Origin of the sequence: Puia sp. P3 (genome assembly GCF_050632245.1) — a bacterium.
GTDB lineage: Bacteria > Bacteroidota > Bacteroidia > Chitinophagales > Chitinophagaceae > Puia.
In genome coordinates, this window is record NZ_CP192583.1 from 4,029,772 (window position 1) to 4,047,270 (window position 17,499).

Consider the following 17,499-nt stretch of genomic DNA (forward strand, 5'->3'; position numbering starts at 1 on the left):
AAATGCGGCGATCTTATACATAGGTCGTTTATAGTTGTCCACACCAATACCATACCACCCCAAACGAGCACCCCCCGGGCCGGTTTTTTCACTACTTTTGCCTACCCATGTCACTCTACATCGCGTCTCTCAATTCCGGCAGCAACGGCAACTCCTATTACATCGGCAACGACCGGGAAGCCGTACTCATCGACGCAGGACTATCCTGCCGCGAGACCGAACGGCGCATGAGCAGGCTAGGTCTGCAAATCAGCCTCGTAAAGGCCATTTTTATCTCTCACGAACACGACGACCACATCCGCGGACTGGAAGTCCTGTCCAAACGCTATCAGATACCCGTCTATATCACCGGCGAGACGCTCGGCAACAGCCGCATTCAACTCGACGATCACCTCGTCCGGCCGCTGAGCCCCGCCGAAAATATACCCATCGGAGAACTAACCATACTGGCTTTTTCAAAGACCCACGACGCCATCGACCCACACAGCTTCGTCGTCTCCACAGAACGCGAAGACGGTTGCTCCATCCGCATCGGCGTCTTCACCGACATCGGGCACGTCTGTGACAACCTCACCCTGCACTTCCAGTCCTGCCACGCCGCATTCCCGGAATCCAACTACGACGAACTCCTGCTCGAGAACGGCCGCTACCCCTGGCCGTTGAAGAACCGTATCCGCGGCGGCAAAGGACACCTCTCCAACCATCAGGCGCTCGAACTATTCGTCCGCCACCGCCCCGCCTACATGAGCCACCTCCTGCTCGCCCACCTCTCGCAGGACAACAACCGCCCCGAACTGGTCCAGCGCCTCTTCGAAGACGCCTCCCACGGCACCTTCGTCGTCGTAGCCTCCCGCCACGGCGAATCAGAGGTCTATGCCATCGACGGGAAATACATCGGCCGGCCGGGCATCGGACCCGCCGCAGATTGGATCGGCAACCCCGCCAAACCCAGCAACCCCGGCAAATCAGCCAATCCCCCGAACCCCGGCATTCCCGGCAAACCAACCAATCCCCCGAACCCCGGCATCCCAACCACCCCCACACCGCAACCCTCCGGCATCGGTCACTCGAAGATCCGCCGCCGCAAGACAGCAATCCTCGACCGCCCCGGCCAACCCATTCAAACAAGCCTGTTTTAAAATGCTGACTACTAAGCTCGTCACGATAAAAGAAGAGCTCGAACAGATCGCCCGGCTCTCCGCAGCCAACCAGATCGCCAACATCTCCGCCGAGACCAAACAAAAGAAGGCTTCGTCTCCTGGATCTATTCAACGGAGATCCTTACCCGCCTCCACGCCATCGTCCCCTCCGTCATCACCATGGACGGGGACAAACTCGCGGGCTACGCCATCAGCCTCACAAAAGACTGCGCCGACGTCTACCCTTCCCTAAAGACAATGCTGGAATATACCCAATCGGTCATCTACAAAGGCCAACCCCTAGCCGAACAACGCTTCTATATCATGGGACAGATCTGCGTCGACATCTTCTACCGCGGCCAGGGCGTCGTACAACTGCTCTACGAATTTCATAAGAAACATTTCTCCTCCCAATACCCCCTCCTCGTCACCGAGATCTCCGTCAACAACCCCGCTCGCTCAAGGCCCATAAAAAAGTTGGATTCAGGATCATCGATACCCACACGGACCACGAAGGCCAATGGGACCTCGTAGCCCGGGACTGGTTCACGCCATTATTGCATTGACCAAATTCCCCCTTCAGCGCCACCGCACCCCTACCTCTCCCCGGCGGAAGCCCCAGCTACCTCCGGCAACGGACTCAACACCTTCCTCAAAATAGCCTGCGGAATCACCAACCTCCGCGGATCCTCCTTCATATACCGATTAAAAACTACCATCGCCCGCTGCACGATATAATACTGCAGCATCGTCTCGAAGTCCGCATCAACCGAAGGCATGATCGGCGACCCCAACATCTTCGATTTATACCCCTCTATAAAAAACCCACTGTTATAATATGCCCAAACCCCAGCCATCGGAATCAGCCTCCGTACATTCTCTTCATGCAGCTGCGTACTATGCCAAAATCCGTCGTAAGCCACCTCATAAAAAGATAGCACCATCGACGCAATATCCACAAAAGGCGACCGCCTCGGCCTCCGCTCGGAATAACTATACGAAGGATCGCCGCTAAAATCGTTGATCGCAAGGTCCTTCCCCGTCAGCAATACCTGCCCCAGATGATAGTTGCCATGAATACGGATCTTCAGCGCGTCCATCTTCTTCACATAGATCTTCTTCAGCGTAGCCAGCAGCTCCGGCCGATACGCCATGATCCTGTCGATCCGCTCCTGCATATCCGCGGGCAACACCTGCTTGTTCCTCGAAAGATTCTGATAGGTCTCCCGCACCAACGAGGTCATCGAAGAGAACAACGACCGCTGATAGTGCAGCGAAAAAGGCTCCGGTCTGAAATCCTTCAGTCCCACACCCTCCGCCAGCGCCAGATGCATCTCCGCCGTCCGGATCCCGATCAGCCTCGCCATCTCCGCCGAATGCGCACCAAGCAGCCCCTGCAATTCCGCCGGCAACCGGTCAAAAGCCATCGGGTCAGCCAGCGAACCCAAAGTCTCCGGCGCCACCAACCCCGGACCAGCCGCGGAAGCGCCCTTCTCCCCGCTAATATCCTTTCTATATAGTTGTTGATTCTCTCAAGGAAGTACCCGAATCCATCCCCATGATTCTCCACCATCTCCTGCATTACCCCCAGCACCAGTTCTCCCTGCTTGTCCTTCCATTCAACCGATCCGATATAAGCCGGCAAATACGGATAACCCAGATTCGACAGATACTTCGTAACCTCCAGGTCCGGTTGAACGCTCCTGTCCACCTTTCTGTACATCTTCAGGAACAACGCGGCATTGTACGCAATGGAAGTATTGTACAGGTCCGAGGCATGTATCTTAGCCACGACCTCTCTCCCCTCCGACAAAAATTTCTTCAGCCTCCCATTCCCCTCGAATTCGATATGCGCTGCCGCCCCATGCCCGTTCTTATGAACCGCCATCTTCTCCAGCAGCAGGTTCTGCCACTCAGGAGCAAAAAACGCATCCACCAGCACTCCCTCGCCTTCCTCAGACTTTATATTGGCGATTGCCGACTCCGGATACAGCTGCACCAGCTGTTTGGCCGCATCTGTCGGGATCAGCCACAGCGGCAGCTGATAGAGACCGGTTATCCCATCATCGCCAACGATCTCCAGCAGCAACCAATAGACCGACCGCTCACCCACCGGCACCCGGACAACCTCCTGGATCACCACCTGGTAAAGATTCCGCTCTTTCGAAATGAACCATTTCGCCTTCTGTAAATACCGGGGCAGGATATTGTTCTCCAGCTGCTTCTTCGAACCGCCGTCCAGCAGCCCCTCCCAGTTGCGTATCAGCAGCAGCGGCAGAGGGCTGGACTCATCCGTATCCGGATGCGCTTTCTCGAGTACAAACCACTGAAAGGAATGCGGAGCCAGCGTAAAGAAATACTGCCCGTCATCCCTTATCACCGGGAATCGGTTCTTGCTGAATACATCCACCGGCACAAAACCCTTATATGCCACCAGATCCACCTCCGCCGCCTGCGAGAACTTCGACAAATTAACGACGATGAGCAGGGTCTCTTCCTCATAAGTACGGGTAAAGGCCAACACCTTGTGATTCTCCACGCTCAGGAATTTAAGGTTGCCGCGGCCAAAAGTCCTGAACTTCTTCCGCACCGCGATGATCCGCTTCATGAACCAGAATAGCGAAGAGGTATTGCTCCGCTGCGTCTCCACATTGACCGACTCGTAGTGATATTCCGGATCGAGTATCAGCGGCAGATACAGCCGCTGCGGATTGGTAGCCGAAAAACCCGCATTCCTGTCCGGCGACCACTGCATCGGCGTCCTCACCCCGTCCCGATCACCCAGATAAAAATTATCCCCCATGCCGATCTCGTCGCCATAATAGATGACAGGCGTCCCCGGCAAGGAGAACAACAGCGAATTAAGCAGCTCTATCTTCGGCCTGCTGTTGTCCAGCAGCGGCGCCAGCCGGTGCCGGATACCCAGATTGATACGCGCCTTCGGATCACGCGCATATACCTTGTACATATAGTCCCGCTCCTCATCCGTCACCATCTCCAGCGTCAGCTCGTCGTGATTGCGCAAAAAGATCGCCCACTGGCAGTTGCCGGGTATCTCCGGCGTCTGATCGAATATATCGGTGATGGGATAGTGATCCTCCATCTGCAGCGCCATGAACATCCTCGGCATCACAGGGAAATGATAGTTCATATGACACTCGTCCCCCGCGCCGAAATAGGACGCCGAGTCCTCCGGCCACATATTGGCTTCCGCCAAAAACCCTCCCGGGGAAGTTCGAATCGATATGACTTCGCAGCTTCTTCAAAAATGCGTGCGTTTCGGGCAGGTTCTCGCCATTGGTACCCTCCCGCTCGAAAAGATACAGGGACTGCGTCCAGCCGAAACCCGTCCACCCCCATCTTGCACCAGAAATCGATGATCCGGAACACTTCCTCCTGTACCTTCGGATTGTCGTAGTTGAGGTCAGGCTGATGGAAAAAGAAGCGGTGCCAGTAGTATTGTTCCGCCACCGGATCCCAGGTCCAGTTGGACGCTTCGAAGTCCTGAAAAATGATCCGCACGTCCTTATACTGATCGGGATTGTCCGTCCACACATAAAAATTCCGCTCGTCCGACCCCTTTGGCGAACGACGCGCCCGCTGAAACCAGGCATGCTGGTCCGACGTATGATTGAGGACCAGCTCGGTGATCACCTTCAGATTGCGCCGGTGCGCCTCTTTTAACAAATGCTTGAACTGGGAGATATCTCCGTAAGATGAATTGATATTATAGTAGTCCGCGATATCATATCCGTCATCCTTCAGCGGCGAGGGATAAAAGGGCAATAGCCATATCGCCGTCACCCCAAGGTCCTGCAGATAGTCCAACTTCTGCAACAGCCCCTGAAAATCCCCTACCCCATCCCCGTCGCCATCGCAAAAGGCCTTGATATGCAGCTCATAAATAATCGCATCCTTGTACCAATGAAGATCGTCGTCCAATAGAGGTGGTGTATCCATAATAACGACCGGGTGCAATTCCTGTGCCCCTACTTCATGCTCCACTGCGCCCCCAGATAATACACCGCCCTGTCCACCTGTCTCATCACAGTGATCCGCTGACCCTGCAACAGGTCCACCGTCGTATTGGTACTAAAGAGATTGCCAACCTTCGCGAAAACCTTCACCCGATGCCCAATGCTCTTCTCCACCGAAGCATCCAGCACCGTATGCCCCCTCTGCCAGTACTCCAGCCCATACCAGCCCGACACCGAGTAGATCCGCCGCCCGGTATAGGTCGCGGATACCCTGCCGCTCCACCCGGACTGCTGATACAGCAGACTCAGACTCGCGAGATGCGGCGACTGCCCCTGCAACGGCCGAGACTCGCTGCGCGATACCGTGATAATATCACTCGACGGGTCGTTCGCGTCCTGCCGGGTCTTGAACTTTGCCGTCTGAATGATCCTCGAATAAGTATAGGTATAATTCGCCTGCACCCCCAGCCGCCCGAAATAGTGCGCAAGGGCGACCTCTGCCCCATAGGCACTGGCAGGACCCGCATTCCGCATCTGCGCGGTCAGCTCACCCGCCGGCGTGTAGGACAAACCCTGGCTGGGCAAAGGATACAGCTCGTCATTGGCATTCAGCAACGTTCTTTCATACGGGTCGGTGATATACTTGCAGAACACCCCGCCCTGCAACAGATCCAGGCCCCCCGGATACCACTCGTAGCGCAGGTCGAAATTGTCGGCGTGCGACCGCCGCAGAAAAGGGTTCCCCGCCTCCCGGTAGTCCTCATACTCGATGGAATAAAAGGTCACGTCGTACAACGCCGGCCTCGAAATACTGCGATACCACGAAGCCCGCAACAGCTGCTTCGGATCGACCCGATACTTCAACGATACCGAAGGCAAATAGTCATGATAGTGTATTCTTCCTTCCTTCCCGTAAGTCACCGTTGGGTCGACAGAAGAAACAAACCCCTGCCGCGTGTCTTCAAACCGGACACCCGCCATATACTCGGCCCGCCGCCCCTTCCAGGACGCCGATACGTAACCCGCACCAATATATTCGTGAGCCACATACGTATTCGGATTCGCCACTGAACCCAGCGGATTCAGCGGACCATCGCCGTTGGTCCACTCGGCGTGATCGATATCCGTAAACGGCTGCCCCTGATTGGTCGTGACCGCCGGCTGAAAATCATAGCTGTTATAAAAATTGTCCCTCCGCTTGTCCCTGTACAATCCGCCGAATGAGATAGACAACCGATGTCCCGACACCATCTGGTGATAGTCCCAGTCCCCATACACCGACCAGTCCCGCTCTCTGTTCGACAGCCAGGACCGCTCCATCCCATCCAGCAGCAACGGCGTCTGCGTGATCGCCCCGCCGGGGCCCTCCAGACGGGCCGTCCCTACCGACAACTCCGACCAGTCGGGATATGCCCCCTTCGCCACCGCCCAGGAACCTATCCAGCGAAAGGAAAACGCCGGCCCCACCTGATGCTCGCCCCGAAGGCTCGGTGCCATAGATATGCTGCAGATGTTCCCGCGATCGGTCCGACAGCGTTATCCTCCCGGTGCCCGGCACCGTTCGGCCCAGACTAAGACTGGTGTCGACCCGGCTGCGCGTCTCGATCTCCTGCTGGCTGACATAGAACGAATACCACCCGATGCTGTTCCTGGGATTGAACACATAATCGACCTTCCCATGCATTCCTTCCCTGATCAGCGTGCCGGAATAATTGTTCTGGTAAAGATCCGTCAGCCCAGGAGTATTATTCAACCCAGGCTCGTTATTCTGCGGAATAAAAAAGTTCGGCGTCCCCCTCTTGATATTCTGGTATTCATCCGCTACCAGCATCCCCAGCCGCTGCCCGAAAAATCGCCTCCCCCACACAACACTCCCCACCGCATCCGGCAGCGGCTTCGTCGAATGAAATGAAAGATTCGATCTCGGGAAATCGGCGCCCGAAGCATAATAACCCGCCCCGTGCAGCATCATAGGGACTCTTGCTGCGAACTCCGCCGCGGTCGAACGCCAGATAGGACTGATCGAAAAAAGTCTGATTGTATCCCCCGCTAAACCGTACTTTCAGAAGAGGCGACGAAGGAGCATTCCGCAATACCAGGTTCACCGCTCCACCGATAGCATCCCCCTCCATGGCCGGCGACAGGCTCTTATATACTTCCACCCGCTGCACCATATCGGCGGGAAAGATCGAAAGAGGTATATAACGGCTTCGGTCACTCGGACTCGGCAGCTTGATCCCGTCGATCAGCGTATAGTTGTACTTGGGGTCCATACCCCGTATGATCGTGCGACCGGACTGACCAAAATTATCCGTAGTAACGGAAAGCCCATTTATCCGTCGCGTGACATCTCCGATGCTCAGGTCAGTGCTGCGCTGAATCGACTCTTCGGGTACGATATCCACGATTAGTCCGGTGGCCTTCTGAAGACTGATGGCCCCCGACAGAGTACCCCCATCCCTGTAGCCCCTCACCGTCACCTCGGGCAACGAATCCCTCCGCACCGTATCCACCCGATGCAATAAAAGACCCGCAACGAACAACACCCCTATCATCGCTTAGTGTTTATTCCCGCTCCCATCCGTCTGGAACGCCCCCATATCCTTCCCCGGAGCCGTTACCTCCGTAACCCCATACACCGCGTCCTTCTTCACCACCGACGCAGCAGAAAAACCCGCATACCCCTTTCCGATAGCCGGTGAACCGCTTGACAAATGAAAGTCGAATGCACCCGCATAGTCAGCAGCGCTGAAATTAATCCCGGCCGCGGCAGGCAGCGGATAGTTCACGAATTTAGGATTGTTCGCACCCGGCACAGTCCCGTTTCCGCCGTTGATATCCGAAGCCTGCGCCACCGTAATAAACCCTACCGGCAGGAACTGCGTCGTAAAGTCCGTCAGGTCGCCGTAGTTGTAGGTATTGCCATACCGGATATTCGCCGTATCCGCGATAGGCACGCTCCCGCCGCCACCCCGGATCCCCAGCCCATAGGCGCAGTTGACGAGAATATTATTGTAAGCCAGCCCGCGCCCGGCCTGCTCGAAATCGATCGAACCGCCCTCGCCCGCCTTCGCCTGACGATAACCAGTCGTAATGACCGTATTGTTATAGCAGACCATGCTCGCCTGCGGACTGAGCCCCCCCGCATTGGCCGCCTTAAAGGCATTCCCCGTTCCACCCACCACAAGATTATAGCCGATGTCACCCACACTGCCGCTCTTCACATTCACACATTCTCCCGCCGTCAGGCCGATCTTCTCGAACGTATTGCGGAAGATCTCATGAGTTGCCGCCCGCGGGACGAACCACGTCATTCGCACAGCCATACAGCCAGGAGTCCTCCAGCACGAAATTCGAACCCGGCGACGTGACGAGGACGCCGTACCGGTTGCCCGACTTCGGAGCACCCGTGGGATATAAGCCTCCCGTATATTCAATATGCGTCCACTTGATGATGACGTCTCCCGCGCCATTGCCGCCCTGCAGACCACCCCAGTAACCCTTGAATGCGGGATCCGTCTTCGGGTCCTGCGGGTCCTTCGCAGGATCCGACTTCAGCGACTGATCGGCAACAGTGAACCAGTTGGGCTTGTCCTTCGTGCCAAGACAGTAAAAACTTCCATTGATAACGATACCAGGCGCGTGATCCTGCGTCCCGATCGCACCCGGTCCGCTTTTCGGCCCGACCACCAGCACCTTCACGTCATTCTGTATCGCGAGCGTATCGCCTTTGTTGATCGTAGCATCCGCATAAAGACTACACAGATAATAGGTCTGACCGGACTTCAGCGTCCCCTTGATAGCCCTCCCGTTCGAGCCGTTCTTGGAATTCAGCGTGTCCCCGTTCTGGATAAAGTCGCCAACCCGCAGTTGCTGATCGGAAATACTCACCTGCTGATCGGAATTCTTGGAGCAACCGGCTAAAAAAAGGGCTACTAACAACATACTAATGATCGCCTTCATGATGTTCCTGATTTTTTAAGAAGCCGTAAATTAGTCAAACCATCGGCTGGGAGTATTAAGTCCTGATTAATAAATTCAGAATTCATCCAGAAAGCGGGAAGAAACCCGCAACTATAAGATTCTTAATAATTTTATCCACATATCGAATTGCATATTTATATAATATTTTTATTATTGTCTACTAGGCCTCCATCATACTAAAGGAACACAGACCCTGGGGTCCAAATTCCTAATCTTGCGTATTTCTACCCTTTTAGGAGCAGTATTTTGTCGTATTTTGGACGGGATGTCTCCTGGATCACGATTAAGGCCTGCACGCTTGATAATTCTCGCATTTCTGGTTATTAGCACCTGCAGAGCCGAAACACTGCCACCCCCTACACCCTTATTATCCGGTCAGCAAGTATTGCTTAAACCGCATTTTCTTGCACTCGAGGACCGGACAGGCACGCTGTCGGCCACAGATGTATTAAGCCACCCGAACGCACTCGTTCCCCCTGGACAGGCTCCCGAAAGGGTCCCCCACCAGCTATTATTGGATGAAAACAACGCTGCAAACCAGCAAAATGGCCACCGATCCAGGCCAGGTCCTCTCCTTCAACAACCTTACCTACGTAGACGTCTACCTTTACCAGGGCGACACACTGATAGCCCACCAGCAAACCGGCGCTTTCCGTGCACGCAATTATATCGGCGAGTCCGACGGCCGCCTCTTCGCAACCCCTCCCGCTCGAACCGGGAAAGACCTATACGCTTCTCCTGCAGGTGCACCATACAAAACACTACCAACCCGTTTTTGACTTCACTCTGCAGACAAGACGCAGCTACTATCAAACCGTCCGGCTCAAAGAATCACTGAACTCCGCCCTCCAGGGCGCGGTCGGCATCTTTTTCGTCTATACCCTGCTCTCCTGGCTCGTCACCCGCTACAGACTATACCTGTGGCTGCTGGTCTTCGTCACCGGCGTTGGCCTCTACGCGATCAAGCTCTGCCGGCTATTTCATTGAATGGTTCTTCCCCGACGACCCCGCCACAGGCTGGCTGTTCAACAAACATTTCCTCGACCTCGGCATGCTGGGTCTGTTCTTCCTCGTCAGGGACTTCTGGCAGATAAGAAGCAACTACCCCCGATTTTATACCTGGATGAAATGGATGCCAGTCCTCATCATCGCCTCATCCGTAACATATATTACGATCGACTACTTCACCGGCAACTACAACCTGACCAATACGATCCAGCTATGGGAACACCCCTCTTTCTCGGGCTGGCCATCAGCGCGCTGTACACCTGCTGGAATGCCCTTAATCCGGCCCAGCGCTACCTCGCCTACGGGATCATCCTTATCGGCTGCACCGGGCTCTCCATTACGATCACCTCCATCTTCCTGCACGAACGCTCGCTGGCCATCGCCCCCATCTTCGGCGACATCGCCATCCTCTGCGTATTCCTTTTGTTCTCTACAGGACTCAAAGAGGAAATGCGCCAGCACGAAGTCGCCAAACAGGCCGTGCTGAAAGAGTTCAACGATCTTCAACAGCACCAGAATATCATCCTCGAAAAGAAAGTGGAAGAAAGGACCGAAGAACTAAAGGTCTCCAACAGGCGCCTGCAAAAGCAGAAATTCATGCTGGCCGAACGCAATACCAAGATCGAGACCCTGATCAACGAACTCAACCATCGCGTTAAAAACAATCTGCAGCTGCTCTACAGCCTACTCAGCCTCCAGCTGCCCATCGTCAAAGACGGCACATCCCGCGACATCCTGAAAGGGAACATCGGAAAAATACGGGCGATGATGCTCGTCAACCAAAAACTGTTCAACTACGAGAACGGGCACAACGTAAGCCTCTGCGAATTCGTCACCGAACTGGCGGTACACCTCCAGAAGATATACGACACAAAAGGTCAGACCCGTATCCAGCAAGTCATACCCGCCGGCATTCAACTAAGCGATAAACATACTTTGTCCTTTGGCCTGATCCTGTCAGAATTGTTCACGAATACGTTTAAGCACGCATTCCGCGACCACCCCGACCCTTGCATACGGGTGGAAGCAAACAATCTCAGCGACCACCTGCTGCAGTTCGTCTACACGGACAACGGCAACTGCCTGAACGAAATCGAAGACCCGGAGAAGTTTACCATGGGGATCCCCCTCATCAAAGACCTTACCCGGCAAATGAATGGACAGATGACCGTCTCCAAAGACATAGGATTATCCTATTCATTCACCATTCCCGTTTGATCCCATGATAAGAATCCTCATTGTAGAAGACGAAATTATCATAGCCCGTTTCATCGAACGGCAGCTCCAGTCCAACTTCGCCTGCACCACCCGTATCGCCGTGTCCTCCGCCGAGGCCCGAACGGCCATGGCCGAAATGCTGCCCCACCTCCTGCTCTGCGATATCCACCTGGAGGAAGAACTTACAGGCATTCATCTTGTCAGCGAACTCCGCCGCCGCTACGCTTTTGAGGTCATCTTCATCACCTCCTACCAGACCCGTACCATCATCGAACAGGCCGCCGCCGCCAACCCAGCCAACTACCTCATCAAACCCATCGACGAAATGCAGCTGTTCGCCGGCGTACAGCTCGTGATCAGCCGCATCCAGTCCAATAGCCAGACCGGCAAAGCCTTCCTGCAGCCCAATACCCTGTTCAGCGATACGGAACTCCGGATCCTCCAGCTCATAAGGGAAAAGAAAACGACTCAGGAGATCGCCGAGACCCTGCACCTTAGCCGCTACACCATCAAGAACCACCGCCACGCCATCTGCCGGAAGCTCGACCTGCGCGACGAGAACAACGCCCTGCTGAAATGGGTCGCAGAGAACGGCGCTTTCATCAAGTAGCACACTATTTTATTTAAACAACTTCGAAAAGAAATCTTCCATGGCCAGCCAGGAGGCCGTATCCGCCTTCGCATTATAAGCGATCGGCATCTTGAACTTCTTCCCGTTCTCCGTCGAAGCGGGATTCGTAAACGCATGCGTGGCCCCGTCATACCCGATAAATTGATAGTCGGCGCCGATAGAATCCATCTGCTTCTTAAATTTAGCGACGTCCTGCGCCGTCACGAACTTATCGTCATTCCCATGACAGACCAACATCTTCGTCCGCATCAGGTCCTTCCGCGCCGGCGTCCCCAACAGACTGCCATGAAAACTAACGATGCCCTTCAGGTCATCCCCCAGCCTCGCCGTATTGATCAGAATGCCCCCGCCAAAACAATAGCCGATCGCCCCGATCTTCGAACTATCCACGATATCATAGGTCCTGATCTTCGCAATGGCCGAATCGATCCGCCGCTTCGCCTTCTCCGGATGCATATAGAAAGGTCCGGCATACTTACTCGCACTGTCCGGATTATCCGCCACCTTCCCGTCGCCATATACGTCCAGCGCCATCGCAACATAACCCAACTTTGCCAGCTCACGCGCCCGCATCCTGGGATAGTCGTTCAATCCCCACCATTCCGGAATGACCAGCACCGCAGGGCGCCTGCCCTTGACCGAGTCATTATAGACTACGAATGCCCTGAGGTTCGCCGAATCCGAAGCGAAACTGATCGTCTCCTCCTTCATCGCCGCCATCGAATCCGCCACCGGCGCCGAAGATTCCTGTTGGGGAGCACTGTTGTTACACGCAGTCAGCAGGCCGGCCACTAAAAGGACGCCCGTTAGAGTTTTTAAGATTTTCATACACTAAATGTACCCATCTTTCACCAAATCCAAACAGGCATTCCACCCACCGGTCCGCCGCCCCAGGCTCCGTCAACCACCCACCGGTCCTCCGTCCGATACTCCGGCGGTCATCTAGCGCGGGTCCCTGATCACCGTGTGATTCTCCACGATCTCCACATGGTATACCCCGCCCTGCGTCGTCAACAGACTCCCGATCTCCTCCAGCTTTCTGAGGTGAATTGTCGGCCAGATAATACGAGGCCCTGATCTGCATAACATAGCCGACCAGATCCTCCCGCACATCCTTGGCCCTTCCCCGCCGCAGCATGTTCATAACCATCGCCCGGGTACCCGCATCATTCCGGCACTCGACCTCGATATTGACGCTGGTCTCCAGAGAACCCGAGCTCGTCGTGGGCTCCAAAGTCCCGCACGAACAAAATAAAAGAAGGAAAACAACGGTAAAAATAGGGGTGTGTTTCATGTCGCAGTGTTTTAACAGGCACCCTACAAGGCATGCCAATTTATCCCCAACTGAAAATCACACCGTTACATCAGACAAAAAATAACCACTGTCCGCTTATAGTACGAAAACGTTCGTATATGAACACTATTTTGGTGTCCGCTGCGCCACCCGGCAACGCAAACGCCACATACGAGTCCCCCGATTTCTTATGAAGTTTCCCCCCTCCACAGGCAATCACTACATACTCCCTTCCCCCGACCGAATAGACCGAAGGCGTCGCAAAACCCGCCGCCGGCAGATCGGACTCCCACAACAACTGCCCCGTCAGCTTGTTAAACGCCCTGATCTTCGCATCACTCGTAGCCGCAATAAACAATAGCCCCCCCCGCCGTCACCACCGGCCCTCCATAATTCTCCGTCCCCGTATGTATCCCCTTCGCGCTGAACTCCGGATTGTCCCCCAGCGTATCCCTCCAGACGATCACCCCACGGCCAAGATCGATTGCCGTCAGTGTCCCCCACGGCGGAGCGACAGCAGGGTAACCCTCCTTCGTCAGGAACTTATTATACCCCGTAGCCCCATACGGCAGCCGGTAATACGGGTCCACAGGCTTCTTCCCGACATTGACGAACGGCTTCTTCGCCGCCGCACTACGTTCCAGCACAAACGCCGCCAGCGCCTCCTTCTCTCCCTGACTCAGCTGTTTGAACGCCGGCATCATTCTCCTGCCCGAGGAGACCAGCGACACGAACTGCGAATCCGAATACTTCCTCCCCACCCCGATCAGCGAAGGAAAATTTCCCCCGCCCATCCGGCCCGCCCCGTGACAGACCATACAATTCGAAGCATACAGCACCTTCCCGGCCTCGCCGACCGTTGACGAAGCCGTCGGCGGAGCCTTGGCATCCACCATCGTCAGTATCCACGGCATTTCATTCGCATTGACATACAACAAACCCGTCTCCGGATCGAACGCAGGCCCGCCCCATTCGGCCGCCCCGTCAAAACCCGGAAAGATCACCGTCCCCTCCTTCGACGGAGGCGTAAACAAACTTCCCGTCCGATACCCCGCCAGCCGACCCTCTATATCCCTGAACGAACTGTCCGGCACCAGCCTGTTCAACCCCGCCTCTGCCAACGACTGCCGCGCAAACACAGGCAGGCCCACGGAATAAGGCTGTGTAGGCGACAGCTTCTCCCCGGGAGCGCACCCGTGTCCGGAACCTTCCGCTCCTCCACCGGATACAACGGTTGCCCCGTCTTCCGGTCCAGCAAAAAGATAAAACCCGTCTTAGTCGTCTGCACCACCGCCTCCACAGACACGCCATCCTTGCGAATAGTCACGGGTATCGGCGGCGTCGGCGGATCACGGTCCCAGATATCGTGGTGTACCGTCTGAAAATTCCAGATCCGCCTGCCCGTATTGGCATCCAGCGCCAGCATACAGTTGGCAAAAAGCCCGTTGCCCAGACGCTTACCGCCATAAAAATCAAAGCTCGCCGATCCCACCGGCGCAAACAATACCCCCCGGCCTTCGTCGAGACTAAAGCCGGACCAGCTGTTGGCCCCACCGATATGCTTATACGCTTCCTTGTCCTCCCAGCTCTCATAGCCCTCCTCACCCGGATAAGGAATGGTGTGAAATATCCAACGGAGCTTACCCGTATGCACGTCGTACGCACGGATATGACCCGGCGCCGCAGCCGCCTCCTCCGCAACCCGGCACCCCACGATGATCATGTCTTTATAAACTATCCCCGGAGTAGTGCCGGTGATATAGAGCTCCTTCACATCCCTGCCCAGATCGTCGTGCAGATCGATCCTTCCCCCGGCCCCAAATCCGCCGACCGGTCCGCCGGTCAACGCATCGATACAATAGAGGAACGAACCCGCCGAATAAAAAAGCCGCTGGTCTTCCGGCCCGCCACGGTAATATGCCACACCCCTGCACGCATTGATCGCGATCTTCGGCGTAACACCGTTGACAGGACGCGCCGGATCGAATACCCAGCGCTGCTTGCCCGTCTCCGCATTCAGCGCAAATAACCTGAGCCGCGGCGTCACCCCATACAACACCGAATCGATGATAATACTATTTACCTGTATCTGCGAAACACTGTCCCCATCCCCGGTATGATATTCCCAGACAGGCTTCAGATGAACCGCATTGGTCGTATCGATCTGCGTCAGCGAAGAGTAATGAATATTGTCCTTGCTGCCCCCATACACCGCCCAGGAACCATAAGGCCCCGAACGCTCAGAGTGACACGCAAACAAAAACAACACAATAGAAAGAAGGAAATACCGCGGGGATAACATATGGGCTTAGCTTTTACCCATGAATATACGATATCCTCCCATTCCCCGCGCGTGAACCACCACCACAGGAAACATCAAACCCCCGGCGGTACCAGCATCTGAAAATCGTATTCCTCACTCAGGAGCAAAATAGGCCCGATCTGCTCCGGCGACGGATACACAGGGCCCACATCATTCGGTCCCTTGATACGGATACCCGCCATCCGGACAAAAGGATCCAGCGTCCCCGGCGTATACCAGTGCATCACCCTCGCAGGCTTGCCCTTCCTGCTCCGCAGACGATGCGGCACATTCCGGGAAATAAAATGAGACACCCCCGCCCGCAGCACCAGCTCGCAGTCGCCGGCAAGCAGCTCCACCTCACCGTGCAGCACATATACACACTCGTCCTCATTGGCGTGCGAATGCAACCCGCTATCGCCATCTACTCCCATAAAACTTTCCATCAGGGAAAATTCATTACCAGTCTCGATGCCCGCCAGATGAAGCACCGTCGGAACGCCAAAGAACATATAGGTATCCTGTTCCCGCTTGTGTACCGGCCGCTTGTAAATGGGCGGCTTTCCCGTGAACACGGCCTCTCCTTCCCGATAAGGCGGCACAAGCACCAGCGACCCATACTGCTCCGCAAAAGCACATAGCTCCGCTATCTCCTCTTCGGTCATCCGCGCGGGTTGCTGCAACACGCCTTCCATTGGAACGCCCGCATCGCGCACCAGCCCGCTGAATACCCCCGGCAGATCCACCAGCATCGCCCTGGCCTCTACCATCCCGACATTACGCACCCGGTGCGGCACACTCCTCGGAATAAAATAACTCTCGCCCGGAAGCATGATCGTCTTCTGACTGCCTACCGTCACCTCAAGCTCGCCCGTTATCAGATAAATAGCCTCATCCTCGCTGATACGCACATGCAATCCACTGTCCCCGCCGGGCGGCATATAAGCCTCGATCAGACTCAGCTGGTCTTCCGCCTGCTCGCCCGCGATATGAACGACCATACGTACACCCCCGAATAAATAGCTCTTCGGGTTACCTGCCATTTTGACCTTCTTTACTGCATTCATACGCTGATGATTAATATTGCGAAACAAGAGTACAAACAAACTGCCAACCCGGTTCAGCATATCCAATGAAATGCAGAATTATTTGACAAACTGTACATTTCAGCGATGAATGGTAATCACCGATCAGGACAACCCTCCGTCACAACCGATGATCTTCCCTGTCATATAGCCATTGCCCGCCAGAAATGCAACCACGTCCGCAACTTCTTCCGGCCTCGACACCCTACCTGCCGGGATGCCCGAAGTCCATTGCTCAAACACCGCCGGCCGCTGCTCCTCCGGAATAAAATCCCACCACGCCGTATCCACAAGACCAGGACTAACGGCATTGACCCTTATCGTCTTCAGCTCCTGCGCCAGTACAGGCACCATCAGCTCTAACGCTCCGTTTATCGCCGCAAGCCCGGATATGCCCGGCTTCTTCAATACCGAAGCGCTGCCCGTGATCAGCGTGACACTCCCCCGCCGCCATCGACGGCAACGCCGCCTGCAGCGTCTCCAGCTGCGGCCAGAACTTCTCGGCGAACCCTTCACCCAACACTTCCAGCGACAGCCCCGCAAACTCTCCCATCCCCTTCGAACCACCGGCAGCAATTACGAGATGATCGACGCGGCCAAGTTCGGAAAAGAACGCGTCCAGCGCAACCCGATCCTTGCTGTCCACGTATACTGCCCTGATTCCTTCCTTCTCCGCTGCCCTGATCTTTTCCGGATTCCTGCCCGTCACAGTCACAACCGCCCCTTCTGCGGCCAGACGCTTCGCCGTAGCCAGTCCAATACCCGACGTCCCGCCGGCAACAACTACCTTTTGATTTTGAAAATGCATAACCATAGAATTTGATTGATGCCGCAAAGTTGGCTCAATCACCCCCGCGGAAA

The 17,499-nt window shown here is 55.5% G+C and carries 20 protein-coding genes and 1 pseudogene; 7 read left to right on the forward strand and 14 right to left on the reverse strand.

The features are described 5' to 3' along the window. Positions 1 to 107 precede the first annotated feature (107 nt). Genes ACQ86N_RS24955 through ACQ86N_RS24965 form a run of 3 tightly spaced genes read left to right on the forward strand, consistent with a single transcriptional unit; the run spans position 108 to position 1,673 of the window. Positions 108 to 1,139: an MBL fold metallo-hydrolase gene (locus ACQ86N_RS24955; RefSeq protein ID WP_431209410.1), complete on the forward strand. Its 1,032-nt coding sequence runs from the start codon at positions 108 to 110 to the stop codon at positions 1,137 to 1,139. A gap of 1 nt (position 1,140) precedes the next feature. After that, on the forward strand, positions 1,141 to 1,392 hold the full coding sequence (locus ACQ86N_RS24960; protein ID WP_431209411.1) for a hypothetical protein: 252 nt from the start codon (positions 1,141 to 1,143) through the stop codon (positions 1,390 to 1,392). A gap of 5 nt (positions 1,393 to 1,397) precedes the next feature. Continuing rightward, positions 1,398 to 1,673: a hypothetical protein gene (locus ACQ86N_RS24965; protein ID WP_431209412.1), complete on the forward strand. Its 276-nt coding sequence runs from the start codon at positions 1,398 to 1,400 to the stop codon at positions 1,671 to 1,673. 62 nt (positions 1,674 to 1,735) lie between these two features. Here the strand turns inward: ACQ86N_RS24965 and ACQ86N_RS24970 are convergent, their stop codons facing one another. From ACQ86N_RS24970 to ACQ86N_RS25000, 7 genes are all read right to left on the reverse strand, one after another. Next, positions 1,736 to 2,539, reverse strand: coding sequence for a hypothetical protein (locus tag ACQ86N_RS24970; protein ID WP_431209413.1), 804 nt, complete (start codon positions 2,537 to 2,539; stop codon positions 1,736 to 1,738). Further along, positions 2,494 to 4,341: an alpha-glucosidase C-terminal domain-containing protein gene (locus ACQ86N_RS24975; protein WP_431209414.1), complete on the reverse strand. Its 1,848-nt coding sequence runs from the start codon at positions 4,339 to 4,341 to the stop codon at positions 2,494 to 2,496. The genes ACQ86N_RS24970 and ACQ86N_RS24975 overlap by 46 nt, the downstream gene beginning before the upstream one ends. After that, positions 4,287 to 5,144, reverse strand: coding sequence for an alpha-amylase family glycosyl hydrolase (locus ACQ86N_RS24980; protein WP_431209415.1), 858 nt, complete (start codon positions 5,142 to 5,144; stop codon positions 4,287 to 4,289). The genes ACQ86N_RS24975 and ACQ86N_RS24980 overlap by 55 nt, the downstream gene beginning before the upstream one ends. Continuing rightward, a complete protein-coding gene (locus ACQ86N_RS24985; RefSeq protein ID WP_431209416.1) occupies positions 5,129 to 6,613 on the reverse strand; it encodes a TonB-dependent receptor domain-containing protein in 1,485 nt (494 codons plus the stop codon). The genes ACQ86N_RS24980 and ACQ86N_RS24985 overlap by 16 nt, the downstream gene beginning before the upstream one ends. Positions 6,614 to 6,930: 317 nt before the next feature. Then, positions 6,931 to 7,671, reverse strand: a complete 741-nt coding sequence (locus tag ACQ86N_RS24990) for a TonB-dependent receptor plug domain-containing protein (RefSeq protein ID WP_431209417.1) — start codon at positions 7,669 to 7,671, stop codon at positions 6,931 to 6,933. A 3-nt stretch (positions 7,672 to 7,674) separates the two neighbouring features. After that, positions 7,675 to 8,442 carry a hypothetical protein gene (locus ACQ86N_RS24995; RefSeq protein WP_431209418.1) on the reverse strand — a complete coding sequence of 256 codons (768 nt, stop codon included), beginning with the start codon at positions 8,440 to 8,442 and terminating at the stop codon, positions 7,675 to 7,677. Further along, positions 8,396 to 9,079, reverse strand: a complete 684-nt coding sequence (locus ACQ86N_RS25000) for a hypothetical protein (RefSeq protein WP_431209419.1) — start codon at positions 9,077 to 9,079, stop codon at positions 8,396 to 8,398. The genes ACQ86N_RS24995 and ACQ86N_RS25000 overlap by 47 nt, the downstream gene beginning before the upstream one ends. Before the next feature lie 539 nt (positions 9,080 to 9,618). Here ACQ86N_RS25000 and ACQ86N_RS25005 point away from each other — a divergent pair. The 4 genes from ACQ86N_RS25005 to ACQ86N_RS25020 all read left to right on the forward strand — a co-directional run bounded on the left by ACQ86N_RS25005 (position 9,619) and on the right by ACQ86N_RS25020 (position 11,936). Then, positions 9,619 to 9,879, forward strand: coding sequence for a hypothetical protein (locus ACQ86N_RS25005; protein ID WP_431209420.1), 261 nt, complete (start codon positions 9,619 to 9,621; stop codon positions 9,877 to 9,879). Next, a complete protein-coding gene (locus tag ACQ86N_RS25010) occupies positions 9,845 to 10,087 on the forward strand; it encodes a hypothetical protein (RefSeq protein ID WP_431209421.1) in 243 nt (80 codons plus the stop codon). The genes ACQ86N_RS25005 and ACQ86N_RS25010 overlap by 35 nt, the downstream gene beginning before the upstream one ends. Positions 10,088 to 10,321: 234 nt before the next feature. Next, positions 10,322 to 11,326 (forward strand): sensor histidine kinase, encoded by a 1,005-nt coding sequence (locus tag ACQ86N_RS25015; RefSeq protein WP_431209422.1) that lies wholly within the window; start codon positions 10,322 to 10,324, stop codon positions 11,324 to 11,326. A 4-nt stretch (positions 11,327 to 11,330) separates the two neighbouring features. After that, on the forward strand, positions 11,331 to 11,936 hold the full coding sequence (locus ACQ86N_RS25020; protein WP_431209423.1) for a response regulator transcription factor: 606 nt from the start codon (positions 11,331 to 11,333) through the stop codon (positions 11,934 to 11,936). Positions 11,937 to 11,945: 9 nt separating this feature from the next. On the opposite strand, the gene ACQ86N_RS25025 is transcribed toward ACQ86N_RS25020, so the two are convergent. From ACQ86N_RS25025 to ACQ86N_RS25055, 7 genes and pseudogenes are all read right to left on the reverse strand, one after another. After that, the gene (locus ACQ86N_RS25025; RefSeq protein ID WP_431209424.1) at positions 11,946 to 12,785 is read right to left on the reverse strand and encodes a dienelactone hydrolase family protein; all 840 of its coding nucleotides are present in this window, start codon (positions 12,783 to 12,785) and stop codon (positions 11,946 to 11,948) included. Then, the gene (locus ACQ86N_RS25030; RefSeq protein WP_431209425.1) at positions 12,724 to 13,251 is read right to left on the reverse strand and encodes a hypothetical protein; all 528 of its coding nucleotides are present in this window, start codon (positions 13,249 to 13,251) and stop codon (positions 12,724 to 12,726) included. The genes ACQ86N_RS25025 and ACQ86N_RS25030 overlap by 62 nt, the downstream gene beginning before the upstream one ends. A gap of 70 nt (positions 13,252 to 13,321) precedes the next feature. Next, positions 13,322 to 13,609 carry a hypothetical protein gene (locus ACQ86N_RS25035; protein WP_431209426.1) on the reverse strand — a complete coding sequence of 96 codons (288 nt, stop codon included), beginning with the start codon at positions 13,607 to 13,609 and terminating at the stop codon, positions 13,322 to 13,324. Beyond that, on the reverse strand, positions 13,587 to 14,402 hold the full coding sequence (locus ACQ86N_RS25040; protein WP_431209427.1) for a c-type cytochrome: 816 nt from the start codon (positions 14,400 to 14,402) through the stop codon (positions 13,587 to 13,589). The genes ACQ86N_RS25035 and ACQ86N_RS25040 overlap by 23 nt, the downstream gene beginning before the upstream one ends. Further along, positions 14,354 to 15,553, reverse strand: coding sequence for a hypothetical protein (locus tag ACQ86N_RS25045; protein ID WP_431209428.1), 1,200 nt, complete (start codon positions 15,551 to 15,553; stop codon positions 14,354 to 14,356). Before ACQ86N_RS25045 ends, ACQ86N_RS25040 begins: the two co-directional genes overlap by 49 nt. Before the next feature lie 74 nt (positions 15,554 to 15,627). Then, positions 15,628 to 16,620 carry a cupin domain-containing protein gene (locus ACQ86N_RS25050; RefSeq protein WP_431209429.1) on the reverse strand — a complete coding sequence of 331 codons (993 nt, stop codon included), beginning with the start codon at positions 16,618 to 16,620 and terminating at the stop codon, positions 15,628 to 15,630. A gap of 123 nt (positions 16,621 to 16,743) precedes the next feature. Further along, positions 16,744 to 17,452: pseudogene (locus ACQ86N_RS25055) on the reverse strand (SDR family oxidoreductase). Positions 17,453 to 17,499: the final 47 nt, after the last annotated feature.

Bases quoted from the DNA above. Each gene is read 5' to 3' on its own strand.
- ACQ86N_RS25050 (WP_431209429.1), bottom strand. From the start codon at position 16,620: ATGAATGCAGTAAAGAAGGTCAAAATGGCAGGTAACCCGAAGAGCTAT.
- ACQ86N_RS25020 (WP_431209423.1), top strand. From the start codon at position 11,331: ATGATAAGAATCCTCATTGTAGAAGACGAAATTATCATAGCCCGTTTC.
- ACQ86N_RS24990 (WP_431209417.1), bottom strand. From the start codon at position 7,671: ATGATAGGGGTGTTGTTCGTTGCGGGTCTTTTATTGCATCGGGTGGAT.
- ACQ86N_RS25015 (WP_431209422.1), top strand. From the start codon at position 10,322: ATGGGAACACCCCTCTTTCTCGGGCTGGCCATCAGCGCGCTGTACACC.
- ACQ86N_RS25000 (WP_431209419.1), bottom strand. From the start codon at position 9,079: ATGAAGGCGATCATTAGTATGTTGTTAGTAGCCCTTTTTTTAGCCGGT.
- ACQ86N_RS25045 (WP_431209428.1), bottom strand. From the start codon at position 15,553: ATGTTATCCCCGCGGTATTTCCTTCTTTCTATTGTGTTGTTTTTGTTT.
- ACQ86N_RS24975 (WP_431209414.1), bottom strand. From the start codon at position 4,341: ATGTGGCCGGAGGACTCGGCGTCCTATTTCGGCGCGGGGGACGAGTGT.
- ACQ86N_RS25025 (WP_431209424.1), bottom strand. From the start codon at position 12,785: ATGAAAATCTTAAAAACTCTAACGGGCGTCCTTTTAGTGGCCGGCCTG.
- ACQ86N_RS24955 (WP_431209410.1), top strand. From the start codon at position 108: ATGTCACTCTACATCGCGTCTCTCAATTCCGGCAGCAACGGCAACTCC.
- ACQ86N_RS25005 (WP_431209420.1), top strand. From the start codon at position 9,619: ATGAAAACAACGCTGCAAACCAGCAAAATGGCCACCGATCCAGGCCAG.
- ACQ86N_RS24965 (WP_431209412.1), top strand. From the start codon at position 1,398: ATGCTGGAATATACCCAATCGGTCATCTACAAAGGCCAACCCCTAGCC.
- ACQ86N_RS24985 (WP_431209416.1), bottom strand. From the start codon at position 6,613: ATGGCACCGAGCCTTCGGGGCGAGCATCAGGTGGGGCCGGCGTTTTCC.
- ACQ86N_RS24995 (WP_431209418.1), bottom strand. From the start codon at position 8,442: ATGGCTGTGCGAATGACGTGGTTCGTCCCGCGGGCGGCAACTCATGAG.
- ACQ86N_RS25030 (WP_431209425.1), bottom strand. From the start codon at position 13,251: ATGAAACACACCCCTATTTTTACCGTTGTTTTCCTTCTTTTATTTTGT.
- ACQ86N_RS24960 (WP_431209411.1), top strand. From the start codon at position 1,141: ATGCTGACTACTAAGCTCGTCACGATAAAAGAAGAGCTCGAACAGATC.